Source organism: Exiguobacterium sp. GL_137 (assembly GCF_057834585.1).
Genome location: NZ_CM174406.1, coordinates 1663732 through 1684450, shown reverse-complemented (window position 1 = coordinate 1684450; position 20719 = coordinate 1663732). Strand labels below are relative to the sequence as shown.

Below are 20719 nucleotides of genomic sequence, written 5' to 3'. Positions count from 1 at the left end.
TTGTTGATTGCTAAACTGAAAAGATAGCGAAATACGTGTTTTTTCATGATTAACGTTTACAACCAGTCTGAAATCGGGAAGTAACAGAAGATGAAATCTAGCGTGTGAGAGGAGAGGGACTATGAATAAAGCAGCTGTGTTTCACCGGGCCCTGTCTCCGTATGTCTATACATACGATCGAGATACGGTACATATCCGCCTGATGTCGGCAAAGGGAGACGTGAATCGTGTCGAATTGATTTATGGGGATCCTTATGAATGGGATGCGGAAAAAGAAGAAGATCGGGATTGGAACTTTGACCCGGATAAAGAGAAGTTTTGGAAAACGGCGACGGCAGAGATGACGTTCGCGGGATCGGATGCGACACACGATTTTTGGTTTATCGCGATTCAGCCGAAAAAAAAGCGGATCCGTTACGGTTTCAGAGTTCATGTAGGCGGTGAATCCGCCGTTTACACCGAGCGCGGGTGGTACGATGAGGTACCGCTTGATCACCCGGGCTACTATTTTGCCGTTCCATATATGAATGCGGTAGATGTATTTGACGCTCCGGCATGGGTGAAAGATACGGTCTGGTATCAAATTTTTCCGGATCGGTTCGCAAATGGGGATGTAACGAATGATCGGCCGGATACAACGCCATGGGGAACGGAAGCACCAGCCTTTGATAATCATTTCGGAGGCGATTTTCAAGGGGTGATTGATCATATCGATTACTTAAAAGCACTTGGTATTACCGGCATTTATTTTTGCCCGGTCTTTGTCGCACCGTCCAACCATAAATACGACACTCTCGATTATTTACGTCTGGATCCGAGTTTCGGGACAGAAGAAACTTTTCGGGAAATGGTTCGACTGCTTCATCAAAATGGAATCCGGATTTTGCTGGATGCGGTCTTTAATCATGTCAGCGTCGAGCATCCGGCCTTCCAAGACGTTTTATCTCATGGGAAAGAATCGCAGTATGCGAACTGGTTTATGATTGATTCGTTCCCGGTCCAATCAACACCGGTACCCAACTATGAAGTATTTGCCTTTGAAAGCAATATGCCGAAACTCAATACGGCCCATCCGGATGTGAAAGATTATCTATTAAAGGTGGGTCGTTACTGGGTGGAAGAGTTCGGGGTTGATGGCTGGCGACTGGATGTCGCGAGTGAAGTGGACCATGCTTTTTGGCGCGAGTTCCGGCGGGAAGTACGGGCTGCTAATCCCGAAGCGTATATCGTCGGGGAATGTTGGACGGATTCGCAAGGGTGGTTGCTCGGTGATCAGTTTGATGCTGTCATGAATTATGGATTGACGGAAGCCTTTTTAACCTTTTTTGCGACGAACGAAAGTACGGCCTCTGCATTCAGTCATGCCGTCGTAAGGAACTTAAACAGCAACACGATGAATGTCAACGAAGTGATGTTCAATCTCGTTGATTCCCATGATACACCTCGTGCCTTGACGCGGGCAGACGGGAACCTCGAGCGGATGAAGCTGTTGATGTTGTCGCTGTTGACGTTCACGGGAAGTCCGGTCATCTATTATGGTGATGAAATTGGTTTGACGGGTGGCCAGGATCCGGATAACCGGAAGTGTATGGTCTGGGATCCGGCCGAACAAGATGCGGACCTCTTGGCGTATATTACGCGGTTGATTGATTTACGGAAGCAGCATCCGGGTCTCGCCAATGCCAGCGGCTATCAATTCGAGCAACTGAATGATGCGTCGGCAAGCTTTCTGATTCGTCGCCAGTCTGATGAAGCGACTTATTTGATTTTGTTTAACAATGGTTCAGAGGACGTCCATTTTGATTTGACAGATCCAACCGTTGATTTGATGGACGGCCAACGTTATACAGAATCGGTCACTGTAGGCGGGGTGTCCGGGAAAATTCTCCAAATAGAACAAGAATAACCGAACAAAAAAACATCTGTTCAGAAAATAGTCTTTTCTGAACAGATGTTTTTTATATGCTTGGAAAGACTCAGAAAAACGGATGAATCAGCAGACCACTTCTCAATTTAGGTTCGAACCAGGTCGACTTCGGAGGCATGACTTCGCCCGCATCAGCAACTGCCATCAGCTCAGTTAAGCTTGTTGGATGGAGATGGAACGCGACGGCCATCGTACCTTGGTCGACGAGTTGCTCAAGCCCGGTATAACCTTTCACACCACCGACGAACTGAATCCGTGCATCCGTCCGAGGATCTTCGATTCCGAGAAAGGGTGTCAACAATTCATCTTGAAGGATGGCGACATCGAGATCCTCTTTGACAGAAGGACGGTTTTTTTCATAATCGAGTGTGTACCAAGTCTGTTTGAGATACATTTCAAACCTGTGTTTTTTTGTTTCTGTCGCGCGTCCCTTGGTAATAGTGAACCGGCTACTGATTCTTTCCAGCAAGTCATCGACGGACTGACCGTACAAATCTTCGACAACGCGATGGTAACCTTGGATGTTCAATTGATCACTTGAGAAAGAGACGGCGAGAAACAGTCCGGCATCCTCGTGAGGATTCAACCGTGCCACTTGTGCGGCTGCTTCCGCCCGGTGGTGTCCGTCAGCGATATACAGGTGATCATGACGGGCAAACTGACTGCCGATCGTCATCATGGCATCACGGTCCGTGACTTTATAGATCGTATGCTCAATCCCGTCTTCCGCTGTAAATTGATAGAGTGGGGATTGTTTGGTCTGTTCCGTGACGACTCGATTTAGTTCGTCATCCGGATGATGGGCAAGCAAAATCGGACCGGTATGAGCAGCAAGCGACTGAACGTGCCGGACGCGGTCCCGTTCTTTATCAGGCCGTGTGAATTCGTGTTTCCGGATGATGCCTTGGTCGTAATCCGTGACAGAGACACAACCGACAAAACCGGTCTGCGTATGCTCACCGTCTGTCAGGCGATAGAGATAATAACTTTCGACATCATCTGTTGTGAGAATGCCCCGTTCAATCGCTTCCTTGAAATGAAGGGCCGCTTGTTGATACACGCGTGGGTCATGGTCGTCAATCAAGTCCGGTAACGTCACTTCTGCCTTGTCGATTCGTAAAAAGGACAACGGACGTCGGCGGACTTCCACCCGTCCCTCCGCCCGATTGAAGACATCATACGGGAGGGAAGAAAACGATTCTGCATATTTGGGGTTAGGTCGCAAGGCATGAAAAGGTTCAAAAGTAGGCATAATCATCGCTCCTTAAAGTAATCTTGTTTTTAACACACCGGGAATGGTATTTAATTGTTGTAATGAGATGATTTCATCCAGATGATTATCGATGTCGATGATCGTATAGGCAATGCCGCCTTTACTGCCGTTGATCATGTTGGCGATGTTGATTTGTTCAGTCGCAAGGACGGAAGCGATTTGACCAACCATGTTCGGGATGTTTTGGTGCGCGATCGTGATGCGTCGTTTACCGGAATACGGTAACTCAACAGACGGGAAGTTGACCGAGTTCCGGATGTTGCCGGTCTCAAGGAACAGCTTCAATTGATCGACGGCCATGATTGCACAATTTTCTTCTGCTTCGGCCGTCGACGCGCCGATGTGCGGCAACGGGATGACACGAGGAAGAGAAAGAATGAAAGCATTTGGAAAATCAGTGACATAGTTAGATAACCGCCCTGATTTCAACACCGTTGCCAAAGCCTGTTCGTCAATTAATTCACCACGTGAAAAATTGAGTAATGTTGCTCCTTGTTTGACTTTTCCGAGTAACCGTTCATCGAGCAGATGGTGGGTGGAATCAATCAACGGCAAGTGGAGTGTAATATAATCACTTGTCGCGAGCAATTCTTCAAGATTGGTGACGCGGTGAACCTGATTCGAGACGCGCCATGCAGATTCGACGGACATATGCGGATCGTAGCCGGAAACCGTCATTCCGAGTTCATGCAGTGTATTCGCTAAGCTGGCCCCGATTGCACCGAGTCCGACGATGCCGATCCGTTTTCCGAGTAACTCCGTGCCGGCAAATTGTTTTTTGTTCGCTTCAATCCGTTCCGGGATGTCCGGTCCACGCAGGTTGTTGGTCCATAAGATACTCGGGATTAATTTCCGTGCAGTCAGGAATAAGCTTGCGATGACCAGCTCTTTCACGGCGTTGGAATTTGCGCCGGGGGTTGAGAAAACAGGAATTCCCCGATTCGCCAATTGGTCGAGCGGGATGTTGTTGACGCCGACACCGGCGCGGGCGACCGCTTTTAAGGAAGGCGGGAACTTCATGCCGTGTAAATCTTTACTGCGAACAAGAAAGGCATCCGCTGTTTCGATGTCTTGTTTGACGACGTATTGATCGGTGAAGCGTTTTAATCCTTTTTCCGACACGTCATTCCAAAGTTGTACATGATGCATTTAACGTTCCCCCTGTTCGAATCGTTTTAAGATGGCAATAAGGGCATCGACGCCTGCAGTCGGCATCGCGTTATAGAGACTTGCGCGCATTCCTCCGACGGAACGATGTCCTTTTAAATTGACGAGGTGATGACGTTCTGCAAATTGCAGAAATTGTTTATCTAAATCCGTTTGACCGGTAGTGAAAGGAATGTTCATCCGGCTCCGGTCCGGCAGGGCAACGTGATTTGAAAATAGGACAGATTGGTCCAAGTACGCGTAAAGGGATGCGGATTGCTTGTGATTACGCTCGACGACCGTATCGAAACCCTGATCCTTAATCCATTCGAGGACCAGTTTCGTCAAATAGATGCTGTATGTGGGCGGTGTATTGTATAAAGAATGATGGGCGGCATGTGTATCGTACCGTAAATAGGAACCTAAACGGTCCGGTGTACGTTGTAAAAGCTCATCTTTTATGATGACGAGCGTCATTCCGGCTGACCCGAGATTTTTTTGAGCCCCCGCATAAATCACATCAAACTGACTGACATCAATCGGTTCCGATAAAATGGAGGAGGAGAAATCAGCCACTAACGGAACATCGACCTGTGGAGCGTCGGTAAAAGTCGTTCCTTCAAGCGTATTGTTCCATGTGAGATGCAGATAATCCGCGTCAGAATAAATGGGACCGGCCGGAATCGAACGGTAGTTGTCCGCATTAGATGAAGCAACGATACCTGTCTTTACAAAAGCCGCGGCATCCTGCATCGCTTTTTGTGACCAGCTGCCTGTATCGATGAAGTCGACACGTTGCTGATTCGTCGCCAAGTTCAGTGGTAACATGGAAAATTGAAGCGTTGCTCCGCCTTGTAAAAACAAGACATGGTAATGATCCGGAATCTGCAAGAGTTCCCGAAGTAAAGCCTCTGTATCCTGAAGGATGTTTTCAAACAAGGTAGAACGATGACTTAATTCCAAAACGGATTGTCCAGAACCTTGGTAATTCAGAAGCTCAGATTGAGCCTTAAGTAAAACCGGTACCGGTAGTACTGCCGGACCAGCTGAAAAATTAAAAACCGTCATCTCATTCCGCCTCCAGTAATTTTCAGAAAATATTCACAACTAAAGTGTAACGGAATGAAAACAGTTAATCAAACTTCATTTCAAAGGGAATTTGAATTTTTTGGAACAGGGGGAGCGTTCGACAGAAAAAGACCAGTTCTCCTAAAGAGAGACTGATCCGATCGATGTATCTGAAGAAAGTATGGAATTCAGGACGGATCAAGTGGCGTAAGTTGATGAAAGTGCCACTTCCAGCCTTCGCTCGTCCAGTGATAAAGCGAAACACTTCGGAAGCGACCGACATACATGCTGCGACCGTATGAGAAATGATCTTCCACGATTTCCTGTACCAGGGCCGTCGTCTCGAAAACTTCGACGATAATCGACTCACTGAGTTGATCGCTCCACTGAATTTGATCCGGATCGACATAATGATCGAGATACGTCTCGGCATCGAACTGCCGGCCTTGTCCGTCAACAAAAGAAAAATCAGGTGATAACAATTGATGCATCTCTTTTCGGTTACCTTGCATCAAATAATCATGACGGTTTGTCAAGAGGAGTTGAAGCTGTTCATGTTTAGCTGAAGTTTCCATGAGAATCATCCTTTCGTTCTTACCTGAATGATGAGATTTCAAAAAAGATAAAACAAAAAAAGACCCTGCAACAGCAGAGTCTTGGAAAATTAAAGTTTAGTAACGTTAGTTGCTTGTGGTCCGCGTTGGCCTTCTTCAACTTCAAACGAAACTTCTTGACCTTCGTCAAGTGATTTGAAACCGTCTGTTTGAATAGCTGAGAAGTGAACGAAAACGTCGTCGCCGCTTTCACGTTCGATGAAGCCAAAACCTTTTTCTGCGTTAAACCATTTTACTTTACCTTGTTCCATGTGTGTTGCCTCCTGCGTATGACTGAGCCATACTGATTATTACTACCGTGATCAATTTCATCGAGTCAAAAGTGTAACCTTCATATCTCCACCGAACAACAATAATTACTTAATAATATAGCACGTCCGGTTTGAAAAAGATAGGGGTAGGCGGAAAAGAATTAAAAAAGAGGATCCGCAGCTACGGATCCTCTCAGGAAAATTAAAGTTTAGTAACGTTAGTTGCTTGTGGTCCGCGTTGGCCTTCTTCAACTTCAAACGAAACTTCTTGACCTTCGTCAAGTGATTTGAAACCGTCTGTTTGAATAGCTGAGAAGTGAACGAAAACGTCGTCGCCGCTTTCACGTTCGATGAAGCCAAAACCTTTTTCTGCGTTAAACCATTTTACTTTACCTTGTTCCATGTGTGTTGCCTCCTGCGTATGGCTGAGCCATACTGATTATTACTACCGTGATCAATTTCATCGAGTCGAAAGTGTAAACTTTGTATCTCCACCGAACAACAATAATTACTTAATAATATACCACGGTCGGATTGAAAAAGATAGGGGTAGGTGGAAAAGAATTAAAAAAGAGGATCCGTAGTTGCGGATCCTCTCAGGAAAATTAAAGTTTAGTAACGTTAGTTGCTTGCGGTCCGCGTTGGCCTTCTTCAACTTCAAACGAAACTTCTTGACCTTCGTCAAGTGATTTGAAACCGTCTGTTTGAATAGCTGAGAAGTGAACGAAAACGTCGTCGCCGCTTTCACGTTCGATGAAGCCAAAACCTTTTTCTGCGTTAAACCATTTTACTTTACCTTGTTCCATGTGTGTTGCCTCCTGCGTATGACTGAGCCATACTGATTATTACTACCGTGATCAATTTCATCGAGTCAAAAGTGTAACCTTCATATCTCCACCGAACAACAATAATTACTTAATAATATAGCACGGTCGGTTTGAAAAAGATAGGGGTAGGCGGAAAAGAATTAAAAAAGAGGATCCGCAGTTGCGGATCCTCTCAGGAAAATTAAAGTTTAGTAACGTTAGTTGCTTGCGGTCCGCGTTGGCCTTCTTCAACTTCAAACGAAACTTCTTGACCTTCGTCAAGTGATTTGAAACCATCAGTTTGGATAGCAGAGAAGTGAACGAAAACGTCGTCGCCGCTTTCACGTTCGATGAAGCCAAAACCTTTTTCTGCGTTAAACCATTTTACTTTACCTTGTTCCATGTGTGTTGCCTCCTGCGTATGACTAAGTCACACTGATTATTACTACTGTGATCAATTTCATCGAGTCGAAAGTGTAAACTTTGTATCTCCACCGAACAACAATAATTGTTTATAATATACCATGAAAAAATGAAAAAAGGAAGTAATAAACAAAAAAAGTGGCAATCTCCCCTAAAAATATCAAACTCACTTGAAGAAAGGTTATTCCTTGAAGGAATGTATGCATGCAGTTCGAATATCTATAAAATGTTCTTCTTCATATAAGAGGAACAAAATCGCGAAAGGATTAATGGATCGGTTCGCGCTGGGATCGGGCTTGTTTTACAGCAGTAATCAAATAGCCGTGAATAGTAGAATGTTGGTTCGGGCTTGTCCAGACATCCTGAAAAATTTGTCTTAACGTAAGTTGAACTCTTTTTTCGTCATTCAACATACGTGTGAGAAGTAAGTATAAGGACTTTTCGTACCGATCGTATAACGCTTCGAGAGCGTGCTTATTTTTTAATTCGATTTGTTTAAATAACTCTGTATCTGTATTTATACGCATGCTCTCCTCCTTTTAATTGTTTACAACACGTTTGTAAACACTTTGTTACTTATTCAGATATTTTATAATTTTCCCGAAAAAAGAATTCTCAAACGCTTTAACTCTCTAAAGTTAAAGAATTATGAATTCATACTATTTTTTTAAGGAGGAAATTAATCATGGGAACCATTTTTCTTCGACCATATCAACTGTCTGATGCAGAACAGCTACTCCGGTTAAGCCTCCGGAATCAATTACATTTTGAATACTGGATGCCTGTAAAACCGAAACCGGATAGTTATACATTGCCGAAGCAACTGGAACGAATCGAACAGATGCTTGAAAACAGTTTGGCGGATCGATCATATGCCTATGGAATCTTTTTAACGGAAAACAATCAATTAATCGGTGAAGTTTCTGCAGCTTTTGTCGAACGGTTTCCGGCAGAGACATGTATGATCGGATATCAATTGGACCGGGAACACAATGGAAAAGGAATTATGGCGGAAGCTGTTCGACAGGCGGCTAAACTTTTATTTGAGACCCATCAGTTTCACCGTCTACGGGCGGAAGTGATGCCGGAAAACATCGGTTCCATCCGTGTGTTAGAAAAAGTGGGATTCAGAAGAGAAGGGCTTGCGAAAAAAAGCTTGTACATCAACGGTGCATGGGAAGATTTTATTTTGTTCGCGCTGTTAAAAGAAGAGTTTGCACCCGGTTAACAGATCCATATCAAAGTGACGTCGTCCTGATGACTGGGCTATAGAAGAAACGGAATCTATCTTTTTTAATGATAAATCACTGAAATGGTCAATCGACAGAGTGAAATAACCTTAAATCCGAACATTAAGTGCTTTTATTTTTCTAAAAGTATGTTTTTTGACGAAATGTTTTTGACAAACCATTAATTGTTCGTTACAGTATTATAGTACGAACGTTAAAGTGTTATTCATAAAAAATATTCGTTATTTGAGGTGTTAGTGATGGATGTAGTATTTGATTACGAAGATATTCAATTGATTCCAGCTAAATCAATCGTCGGAAGTCGTTCGGAATGTGATACGACGGTCGAATTCGGAGGACGACGCTTTAAATTGCCTGTCGTGCCAGCTAATATGCAGACGATCATCGATGAAAAAATCGCAACTTTTTTAGCTGAAAACGGCTATTTTTATATCATGCACCGGTTTGAGCCGGAAACGCGACTGAACTTTGTTCGCACGATGCAGGAACGGGGATTGATTGCTTCCATCAGTGTCGGTGTGAAAACGGAAGAATATGCGTTCATCGAGACATTGGCACACGGAGAATTGACGCCGGAATATATCACGATTGATATCGCGCATGGACATTCAGAAGCGGTCATCCGGATGATCCAACATATCAAACACGTGTTACCGGACAGCTTTGTCATCGCAGGTAACGTCGGGACACCGGAAGCTGTTCGCGAACTGGAACATGCCGGCGCAGATGCAACAAAAGTCGGGATCGGACCAGGGAAGGTTTGTATCACGAAAATCAAAACGGGATTCGGTACGGGCGGATGGCAGTTGGCAGCATTGAGATGGTGTGCCAAGGCTGCCAGTAAACCAATCATTGCAGATGGTGGCATCCGGACACACGGAGACATTGCTAAATCCGTCCGTTTCGGGGCGACGATGGTCATGATCGGTTCATTGTTTGCCGGACACGAAGAGTCTCCTGGTGAAATGCAAGAAGTCGACGGTTTACAGGTGAAGGAATACTTCGGATCCGCTTCGGAATTTCAAAAAGGTGAAAAGAAGAATGTCGAGGGTAAAAAGATGTTCGTTGAATTTAAAGGAAGTTTGTCCGACACCCTGATTGAGATGGAACAAGATTTGCAATCGGCGATTTCCTATGCCGGCGGCAATAAACTGCAGGCGATTCGAACGGTTGATTATGTCGTTGTCAAAAATTCGATTTTTAACGGCGATAAAGTGTATTAAACAAGTCGGAGTGGGACCAGCATGGGGTCTCACTCCGATTTTTTTGCAGTTGATTGTAAACGCTTACTTAAAAGGAAAACGGGTAAAGATAATGGTGCATATTTTCAGAATATTTTATTTGAAGGAAGTGGATGAATTGAGTCAAGAGATTACGACTTACTTAGCAGACAAGTTCAATACGGTCCGGAATCAGACATTAACCTTGATTGAACCGTTGGAACAAGAGGATTTTGTAATTCAGGCAAGTACGGATGTCAGCCCGCCGAAATGGCATATTGCCCATACGACATGGTTTTTTGAACGGATGATCCTTCAAGAGTATGACGATACGTATCATGTTTTTGATCCGGTATACAACTATTTATTTAATTCCTACTACAATTCGATCGGTCCGTATCAACCGCGCCATCAGCGAGGGGTGTTGTCACGTCCGACCGTCAAGGACGTCATTGCTTATCGTGAACATGTCGATCAGGCAGTCTTGACATTGTTGCGACAAGAACGAGAGACGGCCCTTCAACAGGTCATCGAGCAATTGGTCGAAATGGGACTGCAGCATGAACAGCAACATCAGGAGTTAATCTTGATGGATGTAAAATACAACTTCTTTACTAATCCGTTATTGCCGGCGTATCAGACCCGACAAGTCGAGCGGCGTGGAACAGCTCAGTCGCCGCCGCTTACGTTTACGCGATTTGAAGGGGGACTCGTTGAAATCGGTCATGAGGGTGCGGGATTTGCCTTTGACAATGAAAGTCCGGTTCATAAAGCGTGGTTAGAACCATTTGAACTCGCAACACGCCCCGTCACCAACCGTGAGTTCATGGCATTCATTGAGGCGGGCGGGTATGAGCAAGCTGAACATTGGCTGTCGGACGGCTTCCAAGTCGTGACGCAACAACAGTGGAAAGCACCTCTCTACTGGATGAAAGATCAACAGGGTGACTGGTCCATCTTCACATTGAACGGTGTTGAACCTTTGCAGTTGGATGAACCGGTTTGTCATGTGAGTTTTTATGAAGCCGATGCCTACAGCCGGTGGTGCGGGAAACGTCTACCAACTGAAGCCGAATGGGAATACGTCGGGCGGCAAGTTGATCAACAGGGGAACTTCATGGAACAAGGTTCCTATCATCCCGTTCCGGTTCAAGACGCGAATCAGTCGGTGAACGGCATGTTCGGTGATGTCTGGGAATGGACGGCAAGTGCATATGCTCCGTATCCGAAAAGTCGACCGCTTGAAGGAGCACTCGGGGAGTACAATGCCAAGTTCATGTGTAACCAGATGGTTCTTCGCGGCGGTGCCTGTGTGACTCCGGGTAATCATATCCGTGCGACGTACCGGAATTTCTTCCCACCTGCTAAACGTTGGCAGTTCAGTGGCTTCCGATTGGCGGGTGACCTCTAAATGCGGCAACAAGTCGAAAGTTTTGATATGTACACGGATCAGCAGAACATGCTCCAAGAAGTATTACACGGTTTAGCGCAACCTCAAAAGGTGTTGCAAGCAAAATACTTTTATGATCAAACCGGATCGGAATTATTCGAACGGATTACACAGCAACCGGAATATTATTTGACGCGGACGGAAATCGATATTTTATCCGAACACCAAACGGCCATTGCAGATTGTATTGGACCGGTCCACACACTGATTGAGTATGGAAGCGGAAGCAGTCGTAAAATCAAAAGTTTACTCAGTTCCCTCCATCAATTGGAACAATATATGCCAATCGATATTTCGAAAGATTTTCTAATCCAATCCGCGCATCAATTATCTCAAGATTATCCGGGACTCCGGATTAAAGCGGTTTGTGGTGACTATTCTGCCCCTTTGCATTTACCGATTGAAGATAAACAAAAAAAGGTGATTTTCTTTCCCGGTTCGACAATCGGAAACTTTAATCCGCAGGAAGCAGCAGACTTTTTACAACAATCGAGTCAATTGCTGGAGAAGGGAGACGGTTTCTTAATCGGAATTGATACAAAAAAAGAAACTAATCTGCTCCATGCGGCTTACAATGATCGAGCTGGCGTTACGGCACAGTTTAACTTAAATATCTTGCGGCATATCAATGAAACACTTGGAGGGACGTTTGATGTAGATTTGTTTGAACATATCGCCTTTTATAACGAACAGCAGGGGCGGGTTGAAATGCATCTGAAAAGCCGGATCGATCAAATCGTCACGATTGCCGATCAGCGCTTTCCGTTTAAAGAGGGGGAAACGATTCATACGGAAAATTCCTATAAGTACAGTCAGGAAGAATTTCAATGGTTAGCCAAACAAAACGGATTTACTCCAATTAGATGTTTTACGGATGCAAAGCACCATTTCAGCGTACACTACTTGGAAAAGACGCGGATCTGATTGAAACGATAAGGGCTGAAACATCAGTCCGTGTCATAAGCCAAAAAGAAGGGATTGCTCATCTGTGACGATGGCGATTCCTTCTTTTCGTTCAAGACAGCGCGTTGTCTGCTGACTTCTGCTTTTCAGTGTTAACTCAGTCGACTACCGTCAGGAATCGGATGTTCCGGACACGCCAGTACCGGCATCAGATGATCTTGTGTCCCTAGTTCGAGAACACGGCCTGTCGTACCGGTAACGATTCCCGGAACATTCAGCAGGACCAAAGCCTGTTTCCCGACGATTTCTTCGTACTCGAACCGGGATTCTTTCCAATCCAGAAATATGGCCTGTTGAAAGTCTCCAAACACAATCAACAGATTTAAAAAGCCGGGTTCGGCATCTGAAACATGGAGGGAGCGGATGGTGCCGACGCGAATATCCAGTGTTTCGAATTGTTCAGGGGTCACCATATCTTTTATCGGGTGCACATCCAAAACTCCTTTGAATTTCATTTTATAAGAACGTTTGTTCCTTTTAAGAAAGGGTATACCTTTACTATAGATGGAGATATGTGAATCATCAGCAGGTTATTGCAAAAGATAATCGTTCAAATCAATGTCCAAATCTTTTCCTAATGCCAATTTGGATAACTCCTGACCGAGATACGGACCAATCGTTAAACCGGAAGCCCCGAGACCATTGGCGACAAGGACATTCGGATGAGTCGCCAGTCGACCGATGACAGGTAAGGAATTACTCGTATACGGGCGAAGACCGACCCGCATTTCGTTGATGTTTGCTTCTTCCAGTACCGGTGCGACCGGAATGGCACGTGTCAATAAGGCGTACATTCCTTTAACAGTCGGCTGAAGATTGTAATCGAGCTGTTTTTCATGCGTCGAACCGAGTGCGAGTTTTCCATCTTCGATCGACACGAGATACAAACCGCGTTGTCCCATGATGACAGGCCAATCTTTTGATTGTTCGTTGGAAATATCCAAATGAAGAATCTGTCCTTTTTCGGCACGAATATCAAGACGCGTTTGCAACGGTTCGAGTAATTCATTAATCCAGACACCGGCCGTCAAGATGATTTGATCGGCATAATGGATGTCGGGCCCGATTTGAACCCCTTTGACGTGACCGTCGACGACGACTAGCGAAGCATCGGCTTCAAGAACGGTAGCCTGGTGTTTGATTGCTCCGCTTTCTAAGGCTGCCCGTAAGGCACGTCCGTCGACACGGGCTCCTCCAGAGACGAATAAGGCGTCCTCAATCGACTCAATCAAGGGAAACATTGTTCGGACTTGATCAGCCGTCAACCGTTCAATTTGTTGGATCGCCGGTGCTTCCGGGAAACGATTTTCTGCAATCGTCTGCATCTTTTCAATTTTTGACGTCTCATGTAAGGCGATGGTTCCGACTTTTTGATAGCCCGTCTTCGTTTCACCGAGTGCTTCCAGTTCTGGAATTAGCGTATCGTAATAATGAGCACCGTTATTGGCTAGTCGATACCAGGCTTTGTTGCGTCGTTGTGTCATCCAGGGACAGATGATACCAGCTGCGACATGAGTGGCACGTCCGGCTTCTTTCCGGTCAATCAACAGGACCGTTGCACCTTGTTTCGCTAAATGATAAGCGGTCGATGTTCCGAGGATGCCGGCACCGACAACGATATGGCTGTACATGTTTTTCATCTCATTTCTAAAGTGATCTGTATCAAGTGTAAAGAAAAAACAGACAAACGACAAATCCGATCGATTCAGCACATTATAAATATGGGGAATGATGGGAAAGTAAAACTATTTATCAAAATGTTTCGTATACTGAATATAAACCGATATTTCACACAAAATATACGATTAGAAACGGTCCAATCAGGAAACATACCCTTATAGGCATTAGATCCCGACATCATCGACTCGAACATGTAGTCACCATTGAAGGAGGGGAAGGCAATGAACATTAGTCGCGCCATCGTACGCAAACGCTACACGGATCACACTTTGTTTTATTCTGCCATCCTAATTTGGAAGTTGCTCTTCTTCCTGCCCTTGCTCATGTATGTCAACAGTGGGTCGGACAACGTTTTTCGTCTTTATTTTGTACCTTATTTGACGGTCATCGTTTTATTTCGTGTCATGACCTATTTTGCCACGTATAAAGCGTCTTTTATGGAGATGACCGAGATGGGATTATCCGTCTTTTTAATCATCGCGGATTTTTATTTAATTGCGTTGTTTGATGTACCGTTACCGTTCGCGATGATCATCATGCTGTTATCGATTTTACACTTTACAGCTGCGTTTAGTCGGTTCCGTTGGTTCCGCCGCCGGTTATGGCTAAATCGTCATTTAGAGATTTTAAATTTTTTGACCGATCACGGAGAGACCCCCGTCAAGATTGCTGTCGTTTCGGAAGATGAAATGCTTGTGACAACAAAAAGTGGTAAAGAATTTACGTATCGTCATGTCTACTGGAATGGCTTTTACTTCGAACGGGGATAAAGCAGGGGGACTGTAGTGCTGAAATAGGGCTGCAGTCTTTTTTTTATGGAAATCGAGCGGATTGTTTGCGATACTGTGTGAATAAACCGTAACGAAAAGAAGGTGAATGTTCATGATACGCTGTCTAATGGTGACGACAGATCATCAGGTTTTAGTGGATGATAGTTTAAATCGTCTTCACGCACCCGGTATCAAATGGTATTTTGTCGATTTTAATCAACCGACGGAGCAGGAAAAACAACAGCTGGTGTCCGCTTTTGATTTTCATCCGTTGGCCCTTGAAGATTGTTTTCAATACTTGCAGCGTCCTAAGTTAGAATATTACGACGGATACAGCTTTTTTGTGTTGCATGCCCTGGATACGGAGTCACTCAAAGGAAAAGAGATTAACCTGTTCGCCAATGAGAATTATGTCGTTTCTTATCACGAGGAGCCGTCGAGTGAAATCGATGTCGTGTTTCAAGCTTTCCAGCGTATACATAATAATCCGGAACAGTGGACCATTGAGATCGTTCATAAAATCATGGATAAAATCGTCGATGGTTACTTTCCGATTGTTCATACGTTAGAAGATAAGATTTTTGCACTGGAAGGACGGTACGAACAGCGCGGGAATGATAAACGGATCATGGAAGATGTATTTGAGATTCGATCCGATTTGTTAGTCGTCGCCCGGACCATCTTACCGATGCGGGACTTGTTGTACCGGGTCGTTGAATCCCGTCGGCTTGCGATTAATGCAAATAAAAAAGCGTTTTTTCAGGATATTTATGATCATCTGCTTAAGCTGAACGAGATGATTGAATACAACCGGGAAATGACGTCTGAATTCCGGGATAATTTTATTTCACTCAACTCCTACCGGATGAATAATATCATGAAGACGTTGACGATTTTTACGACCATCTTCATGCCATTAACGTTCATCGCCGGCATCTACGGGATGAATTTTGAACATATGCCCGAACTGACGACGCGTTTCGGCTATTTCTTCACACTGGGAGGGATGGCAGTCATTGCGATGGGAATGATTCTATATTTCAGAAAAAATCACTGGTTTGATGAGTAAGAGGAGGAAGTCAGATGGACATTCGGCAATTGACATTTTTTACGACAATTGTAGATCATGCGTACAATTTAACACGGGCTTCCAAGCATCTTCGTATTTCACAACCGGCGCTCAGTCAACTGGTGCGGGAATTTGAAGAGGTGGAACAGGTAGAGTTGTTTTTGCGTCACCATGGACGATTAACCGGTCTGACGGACGCCGGACAGCAATTTTATGAGGATGCCCTGAGTGTTTTGCACGGACATCAACAAATGATGGAACATCTTCACGAACGGTCGCGTGTCATCCGAGGGAAAGTCCGGTTGGGGATTCCACCGGTCATTTTGCCTGTCCTTTTTTCGCAACTGATTCCGAAATTGATGGCGGAACATCCCGGGATTGAGTTGGAAATCATCGAAGAAGGCGCATTTGAATTGAAGCGCCGCCTGTTGCTCGAAGAACTGGACCTGGCGATTTTAATTGAACCGGGGGAATCCTATGGCATAAAACGGTATCGATTGATCGAGGATGAGGTCGTCGTCGCGGTGAGACCGAGCCATCCGTTAAGCGAGGCCAAAAGTGTCTCTTACCGTGATCTTTCAGCGGAACCGTTGGTCATCCTCAATGATAGTTTTATGCTGCATCATCAGATTTTATCCCAGTTCCGGCACGTACAAGTCGAACCGCAGATCTTTTTTACTTCCGGTGCGTGGGATTTGTTGATCGGCATGGTGCAGGAACTCGACGTCGTGTCGATTTTGCCGGAGCCGATTCTCCGATTTCATCATGCGGAAGACATCCGGATTTTACCGTTTGACCCCCCGATGCTATGGGACGTGTCGTTAAATCATTTAGCAGGAATCGAGCAGCGTCCGCTCGTGCGGCACGTCCAGGACTATGTCTTACATTATTTTAAATCCTATTGGCCGCATCCGTCCAATCGTGGAGAAAGCGTTAAAAAGAACCCGGATCAGCCACCTCTTTTCTAAGAAGTGGAACTGATTCGGGTTCTTTGTATAGGAAGGGGTCCAATCATGGAGGGAAATTAAACGGTTTGATTCAGATGGCTGATGCTCGAATAAGCTTGTTTGAATTGTTCGAGTCGGTCCGTCGTCGCCAAACTGTTTCGTTCCATCTCGATTTGTTTTTGTAACGTTCCGGATAACGCGGTGTACATCTCGTCGAGCAAGTGGGCGATGTGTTGCTGCGCCAGTTCGCGTAACCGCTGCTCTTCCGTTTCAAGATAAGATGCCGCATCCGGTTTCGTCAACTGCATCAAGGCATCTTTTAATTGTTCTTTTTCATTCCGTTCAAAAAAGGCTTTCGGATTACGAAAATACTGTTTGACAGACTGGTACGGTGTCGCATCTTGGAAAGGACCCTCAAAATGGACGGATGTCATCGCCGGTGCTTCGAACGGCGAAAGCTGGAAAGAAGGGTTCAACTTCGTCGCATACCGCTCTTCATCCTGGAAGCGTTGGACGAGAGCTGTTTTAATCCAACCGTCAATCCGAAAATGAGTCACGCGTAATTCTTGTTCGAAATCATATTTCAAAAAGCCGAGTAGCTCGACCAATGCTTCGTGTAAGGCTTGCTGCTTTGTGGCATTCGCGAAGCGGACAGGATGATATGCTTCTTTAAAGAAATCCGGAAAACGGTAATAGATCCGTTGGTTGACATGATGTAACAGTTCATGAATTTCAGCGAATAAGGCATGACGGAGTAAATCGGTCCGCCGGTCTGAAAAGTGTGTGTCGATCGTCTGACTCAAGTCGTCCAGTTCTTCTAGCCGTGTTTCTTTTCGGGCGATGTTGAATTCGGTCTGTTCCATCAATTGGCGTAAACGATGGACGGTTTTCTCCGTTTCTTCCGACAATACTTGAACGGCCAGTCCTTTGAGATCCCGTTCCAGGAACTGATGGAAGGCGGATTCAAAGACTGGCAGACCTGAATCCAGCGTGCGGTCCATCTGCTTCTCGGTTAATGCGTGAAGGCTTGAGACGCCGAACAGACGAGGCGACCGAATACCGAACCGTTGTAATTCAGTCCCGACGTACTGCAGGACTGCTTGTTTTTCAGTGTCGTTTTGTGCCAGGTCAATCGCATTGACGATGAAAAACATTTTGTCCAGTTCAAACGCATCTTTGACACGACCGAGCTGAATCAGAAACTCACGGTCGGCACGGGCGAAGGCGTGATTGAAATACGTCACGAATAAGATAGCGTCCGCATCTTTGATGTAGTCAAAGGCAACGTCGGTATGACGGGCATTAATCGAATCGGCACCCGGTGTATCAACGAGAGTGATCCCAAGGCGGGTCAATGGACTATCGAAGTACAAATCGATGACATCAACAAAGCAACTGAGATGCTCTTGGGCGACATAGTCCGTAAACGTCGTTTGATCAACGGTTTGTATCGTTCCGACGAACGGCGAAACAGACGGATACCCTGTTAAAAAGGCACGTAAAAAAGAGGTATCCCGCAATGTATGGTCCGGTTGAGATTCAATCCAATGTGCTGCTTCCTGCAAGGACGTAATCGTCACGTCAAAAGCCTGAAGCAGGTCATTTAATTCGTCGACGAGTTCCTGTTCCGACTTAAAGCGGATCGTCGCAGTACCGTGCGGATGTACCGTACTGACCGGATTGATCCGGTTGATCGAAGCGGTCGTCGGATTAGGTGAGACAGGCAAGACCGGTTGTCCGAGTAACGCATTACAAAACGACGACTTGCCGGCACTGAACGCACCAAACAAAGCAATCGTGAACGTACTGGAGGAGACACGGTTCAGTTTGTCTTGCAGGTAGGCGACCGTGTCTTCGAATCCGGAAACGGATGCTAAAATCGTTTGGATCTGTTGTATGTCTTCCAACGTATAAGCCCGTGTCTCCTCGACGTCTTGTGAAAGAGTTGCTTCTTCAGCAACGGCGACTTCCTCGATTACTTCCTGCGGCTGGAACGGAACTAACGCTTGCTCGGCTTGGCTCAGTTCCTGTTGCCATTTCAAGACCTGTTGTCGAGCCGTTTCCAGTTGTTGGTTCGTCGGCGAGTCCGCCTGTTCAAGATACATTTGGAGCAATTGCCGGGAGTCGGCTTCGGTTTTCAACAGCTCACATTTTTGGCGTAATGCGGCTTGTTCCGTCAGCAAGTCCTGTTTGACGTTGCCATCTGTCTGTTCCAGTTCTGTTCGAATGCTGTCACGCCAGCGGTTCGTCTCTTTTGTATACCAGTCGACCGTCAAACTGACGACACGATTCGTAAACTGGAGGACTGACTCACCGGTAATCGTGATACCTTCCTGGGCGGCATCCTCGATGACGCGGAGTGGCGGGTCGAGTGGATAGGTATCAATCTGCATCGTGTGCTGATCAGATAAGAGGCCGGCTTCCGCTAAAGATTGTTTCATCAACTTCCGCAGATGCAAAGCGATTTCAGATGTCGTAACGGAGCGGTACGCCCGTATGAGTTCGTCCGCGACCTGTTGCTGGGTGATCTGCGTCTTTTTGGCACTTCTGAAAAACCCGACTTTAAAGGATGCTTGTCGTGTTTCCAAAAAGGTTCGCATTTTTTCACGAAGCTCAAACGGCATTAGTGTAGCATTGCGCAATAAGCTTTCCCGGTGCTGTGAAAAACGGCTGACCCACTGTTCCGGTGCCATCAGTTCGAGTTGCAAATCGAGCTGATGCAACTGTTCAAACAAGGCTTCGGAGTGTTGCCGCTCTGACGAAGTGATGAGTTCGTCCGTCGACTGGACCGCTTCTTCGATGCGTGTTTCAAGATACGATACGTGTTCGGCGTGTAAGGACTCCAGTGTCGTAACAGCTGATTGCAATAATTTCGGCTGGACGTCACGAATGCTTTGGTCGACAAGCTGTTTAACGGTCAGGAAATCATTTTCCGGATGATCCGCTTCCCGTAAGCTCGTAAAGAAAATTCCTTTAGGCTCGACGCCATGGGTTGCAAATGACTGAACGACCGAACGCTTAAAGGCGGCAAACGATAGTTCGCCGGACTGGTGTTTATCGATTTGATTGACGATCAAATACAATTCAGGCACGGAAGTCAACAATTCACGGGTGACAGTGAAATTCAATTCGGATTGGACATGGTTGTAATCCATGACGTAAAAAATCATGTCCGCTAAGTGTAAAGCTGACTCCGTGGAAATCCGGTGGGCGTCATCGACGGAATCAACACCGGGCGTATCCATTAAAACGAGTCCTTCCGGTAAGCTTGAACCGGCATGTGTGATATCGATCCGTTCGACGGTGCCGTCCCGTCCTAATGTCTCAAGATGCGGTAAGTCGGTTGCGGCCAACTGGACGGCAGGACGATCATGAAAATGGACGATGGCCGCATCCTGCTCCTCCCGACGTAATGTGACGATATTGGCACTGGTCGGAATCGGGCTGGTCGGTAAAATGGACTCGCCCGTCAAGGCATTGATCATGCTGGATTTCCCGGCAGAAAAATGACCGGCGAAAGCAATCGTAAATTCGCGTTTTAATAGTTTTTCGGAAAATTTATTTAATTTGTCGAGTCGGAGTTGATCCGACGAGGGTTGAATCAATGTCGTGAGAAGCGCGGTCGCTTCAATGTGATTTGTTAACCGTTCTTCAAATGAGCGCATACGTGTGAAACCCCTTTCTTACAATCCAGTTTCAGTGTATCACGCTTATTTTGGTTCCGTCATCTGTTCATCCGTAAGTTCTACAACCGAGTGTGAAAAGGACCTTCAAGACTTACGAATTCTGCAAAATAGTATATGATGAAAAAAGAGCATATTCAATCCAATTCATCGGTCATGGACAGTAAATTCGTGAGGAA

The 20719-nt window shown here is 45.7% G+C and carries 20 protein-coding genes; 8 read left to right on the top strand and 12 right to left on the bottom strand.

Annotated elements, in window-relative coordinates:
* Positions 1-121: 121 nt before the first annotated feature.
* A complete protein-coding gene (locus tag AC3IRK_RS08995) occupies positions 122-1906 on the top strand; it encodes a glycoside hydrolase family 13 protein (protein WP_131972586.1) in 1785 nt (594 codons plus the stop codon).
* Positions 1907-1976: 70 nt separating this feature from the next.
* Here AC3IRK_RS08995 and AC3IRK_RS08990 read toward each other — a convergent pair whose 3' ends face one another.
* From AC3IRK_RS08990 to AC3IRK_RS08950, 9 genes are all read right to left on the bottom strand, one after another.
* Complete coding sequence (locus AC3IRK_RS08990) at positions 1977-3179, bottom strand: DUF1015 domain-containing protein (RefSeq protein WP_214854372.1); 1203 nt, start codon at positions 3177-3179, stop codon at positions 1977-1979.
* A gap of 12 nt (positions 3180-3191) precedes the next feature.
* Positions 3192-4349 (bottom strand): phosphoglycerate dehydrogenase, encoded by a 1158-nt coding sequence (locus tag AC3IRK_RS08985; protein ID WP_489169890.1) that lies wholly within the window; start codon positions 4347-4349, stop codon positions 3192-3194.
* Positions 4350-5414 carry a 3-phosphoserine/phosphohydroxythreonine transaminase gene (gene serC / locus AC3IRK_RS08980; protein WP_131972589.1) on the bottom strand — a complete coding sequence of 355 codons (1065 nt, stop codon included), beginning with the start codon at positions 5412-5414 and terminating at the stop codon, positions 4350-4352.
* Between the two features lie 188 nt (positions 5415-5602).
* Positions 5603-5989: a nuclear transport factor 2 family protein gene (locus tag AC3IRK_RS08975; protein WP_165871610.1), complete on the bottom strand. Its 387-nt coding sequence runs from the start codon at positions 5987-5989 to the stop codon at positions 5603-5605.
* Between the two features lie 89 nt (positions 5990-6078).
* Positions 6079-6279, bottom strand: a complete 201-nt coding sequence (locus AC3IRK_RS08970) for a cold-shock protein (protein WP_012370557.1) — start codon at positions 6277-6279, stop codon at positions 6079-6081.
* 202 nt (positions 6280-6481) lie between these two features.
* Positions 6482-6682 carry a cold-shock protein gene (locus AC3IRK_RS08965; RefSeq protein WP_012370557.1) on the bottom strand — a complete coding sequence of 67 codons (201 nt, stop codon included), beginning with the start codon at positions 6680-6682 and terminating at the stop codon, positions 6482-6484.
* A gap of 202 nt (positions 6683-6884) precedes the next feature.
* Positions 6885-7085: a cold-shock protein gene (locus AC3IRK_RS08960; RefSeq protein WP_012370557.1), complete on the bottom strand. Its 201-nt coding sequence runs from the start codon at positions 7083-7085 to the stop codon at positions 6885-6887.
* Positions 7086-7287: 202 nt separating this feature from the next.
* Positions 7288-7488, bottom strand: coding sequence for a cold-shock protein (locus tag AC3IRK_RS08955; protein WP_012370557.1), 201 nt, complete (start codon positions 7486-7488; stop codon positions 7288-7290).
* Between the two features lie 286 nt (positions 7489-7774).
* On the bottom strand, positions 7775-8035 hold the full coding sequence (locus AC3IRK_RS08950; RefSeq protein ID WP_251138720.1) for a hypothetical protein: 261 nt from the start codon (positions 8033-8035) through the stop codon (positions 7775-7777).
* Between the two features lie 158 nt (positions 8036-8193).
* Between AC3IRK_RS08950 and AC3IRK_RS08945 the strand changes: the two genes are divergently transcribed.
* The 4 genes from AC3IRK_RS08945 to egtD all read left to right on the top strand — a co-directional run bounded on the left by AC3IRK_RS08945 (position 8194) and on the right by egtD (position 12352).
* Positions 8194-8736 carry a GNAT family N-acetyltransferase gene (locus tag AC3IRK_RS08945; RefSeq protein WP_131503667.1) on the top strand — a complete coding sequence of 181 codons (543 nt, stop codon included), beginning with the start codon at positions 8194-8196 and terminating at the stop codon, positions 8734-8736.
* Between the two features lie 261 nt (positions 8737-8997).
* Positions 8998-9981: a GMP reductase gene (guaC, locus tag AC3IRK_RS08940; RefSeq protein WP_489169889.1), complete on the top strand. Its 984-nt coding sequence runs from the start codon at positions 8998-9000 to the stop codon at positions 9979-9981.
* Between the two features lie 136 nt (positions 9982-10117).
* The gene (gene egtB, locus AC3IRK_RS08935) at positions 10118-11389 is read left to right on the top strand and encodes an ergothioneine biosynthesis protein EgtB (RefSeq protein ID WP_489169888.1); all 1272 of its coding nucleotides are present in this window, start codon (positions 10118-10120) and stop codon (positions 11387-11389) included.
* The gene (gene egtD / locus AC3IRK_RS08930; protein WP_131503670.1) at positions 11390-12352 is read left to right on the top strand and encodes an L-histidine N(alpha)-methyltransferase; all 963 of its coding nucleotides are present in this window, start codon (positions 11390-11392) and stop codon (positions 12350-12352) included. It abuts the gene before it with no gap.
* Positions 12353-12483: 131 nt separating this feature from the next.
* Here the strand turns inward: egtD and AC3IRK_RS08925 are convergent, their stop codons facing one another.
* Both AC3IRK_RS08925 and AC3IRK_RS08920 read right to left on the bottom strand, forming a co-directional pair.
* Positions 12484-12822: a hypothetical protein gene (locus AC3IRK_RS08925; RefSeq protein ID WP_489169887.1), complete on the bottom strand. Its 339-nt coding sequence runs from the start codon at positions 12820-12822 to the stop codon at positions 12484-12486.
* Positions 12823-12921: 99 nt separating this feature from the next.
* Positions 12922-14022 (bottom strand): NAD(P)/FAD-dependent oxidoreductase, encoded by a 1101-nt coding sequence (locus AC3IRK_RS08920; protein ID WP_489169886.1) that lies wholly within the window; start codon positions 14020-14022, stop codon positions 12922-12924.
* Between the two features lie 270 nt (positions 14023-14292).
* Between AC3IRK_RS08920 and AC3IRK_RS08915 the strand changes: the two genes are divergently transcribed.
* The 3 genes from AC3IRK_RS08915 to AC3IRK_RS08905 all read left to right on the top strand — a co-directional run bounded on the left by AC3IRK_RS08915 (position 14293) and on the right by AC3IRK_RS08905 (position 16878).
* Positions 14293-14841 carry a hypothetical protein gene (locus tag AC3IRK_RS08915; protein ID WP_131972591.1) on the top strand — a complete coding sequence of 183 codons (549 nt, stop codon included), beginning with the start codon at positions 14293-14295 and terminating at the stop codon, positions 14839-14841.
* A 112-nt stretch (positions 14842-14953) separates the two neighbouring features.
* Complete coding sequence (gene corA / locus AC3IRK_RS08910) at positions 14954-15910, top strand: magnesium/cobalt transporter CorA (protein WP_131503673.1); 957 nt, start codon at positions 14954-14956, stop codon at positions 15908-15910.
* Between the two features lie 14 nt (positions 15911-15924).
* The gene (locus AC3IRK_RS08905; RefSeq protein ID WP_131972593.1) at positions 15925-16878 is read left to right on the top strand and encodes a LysR family transcriptional regulator; all 954 of its coding nucleotides are present in this window, start codon (positions 15925-15927) and stop codon (positions 16876-16878) included.
* Between the two features lie 56 nt (positions 16879-16934).
* On the opposite strand, the gene AC3IRK_RS08900 is transcribed toward AC3IRK_RS08905, so the two are convergent.
* Positions 16935-20522, bottom strand: a complete 3588-nt coding sequence (locus AC3IRK_RS08900) for a dynamin family protein (protein WP_489169885.1) — start codon at positions 20520-20522, stop codon at positions 16935-16937.
* Positions 20523-20719 lie beyond the last annotated feature (197 nt).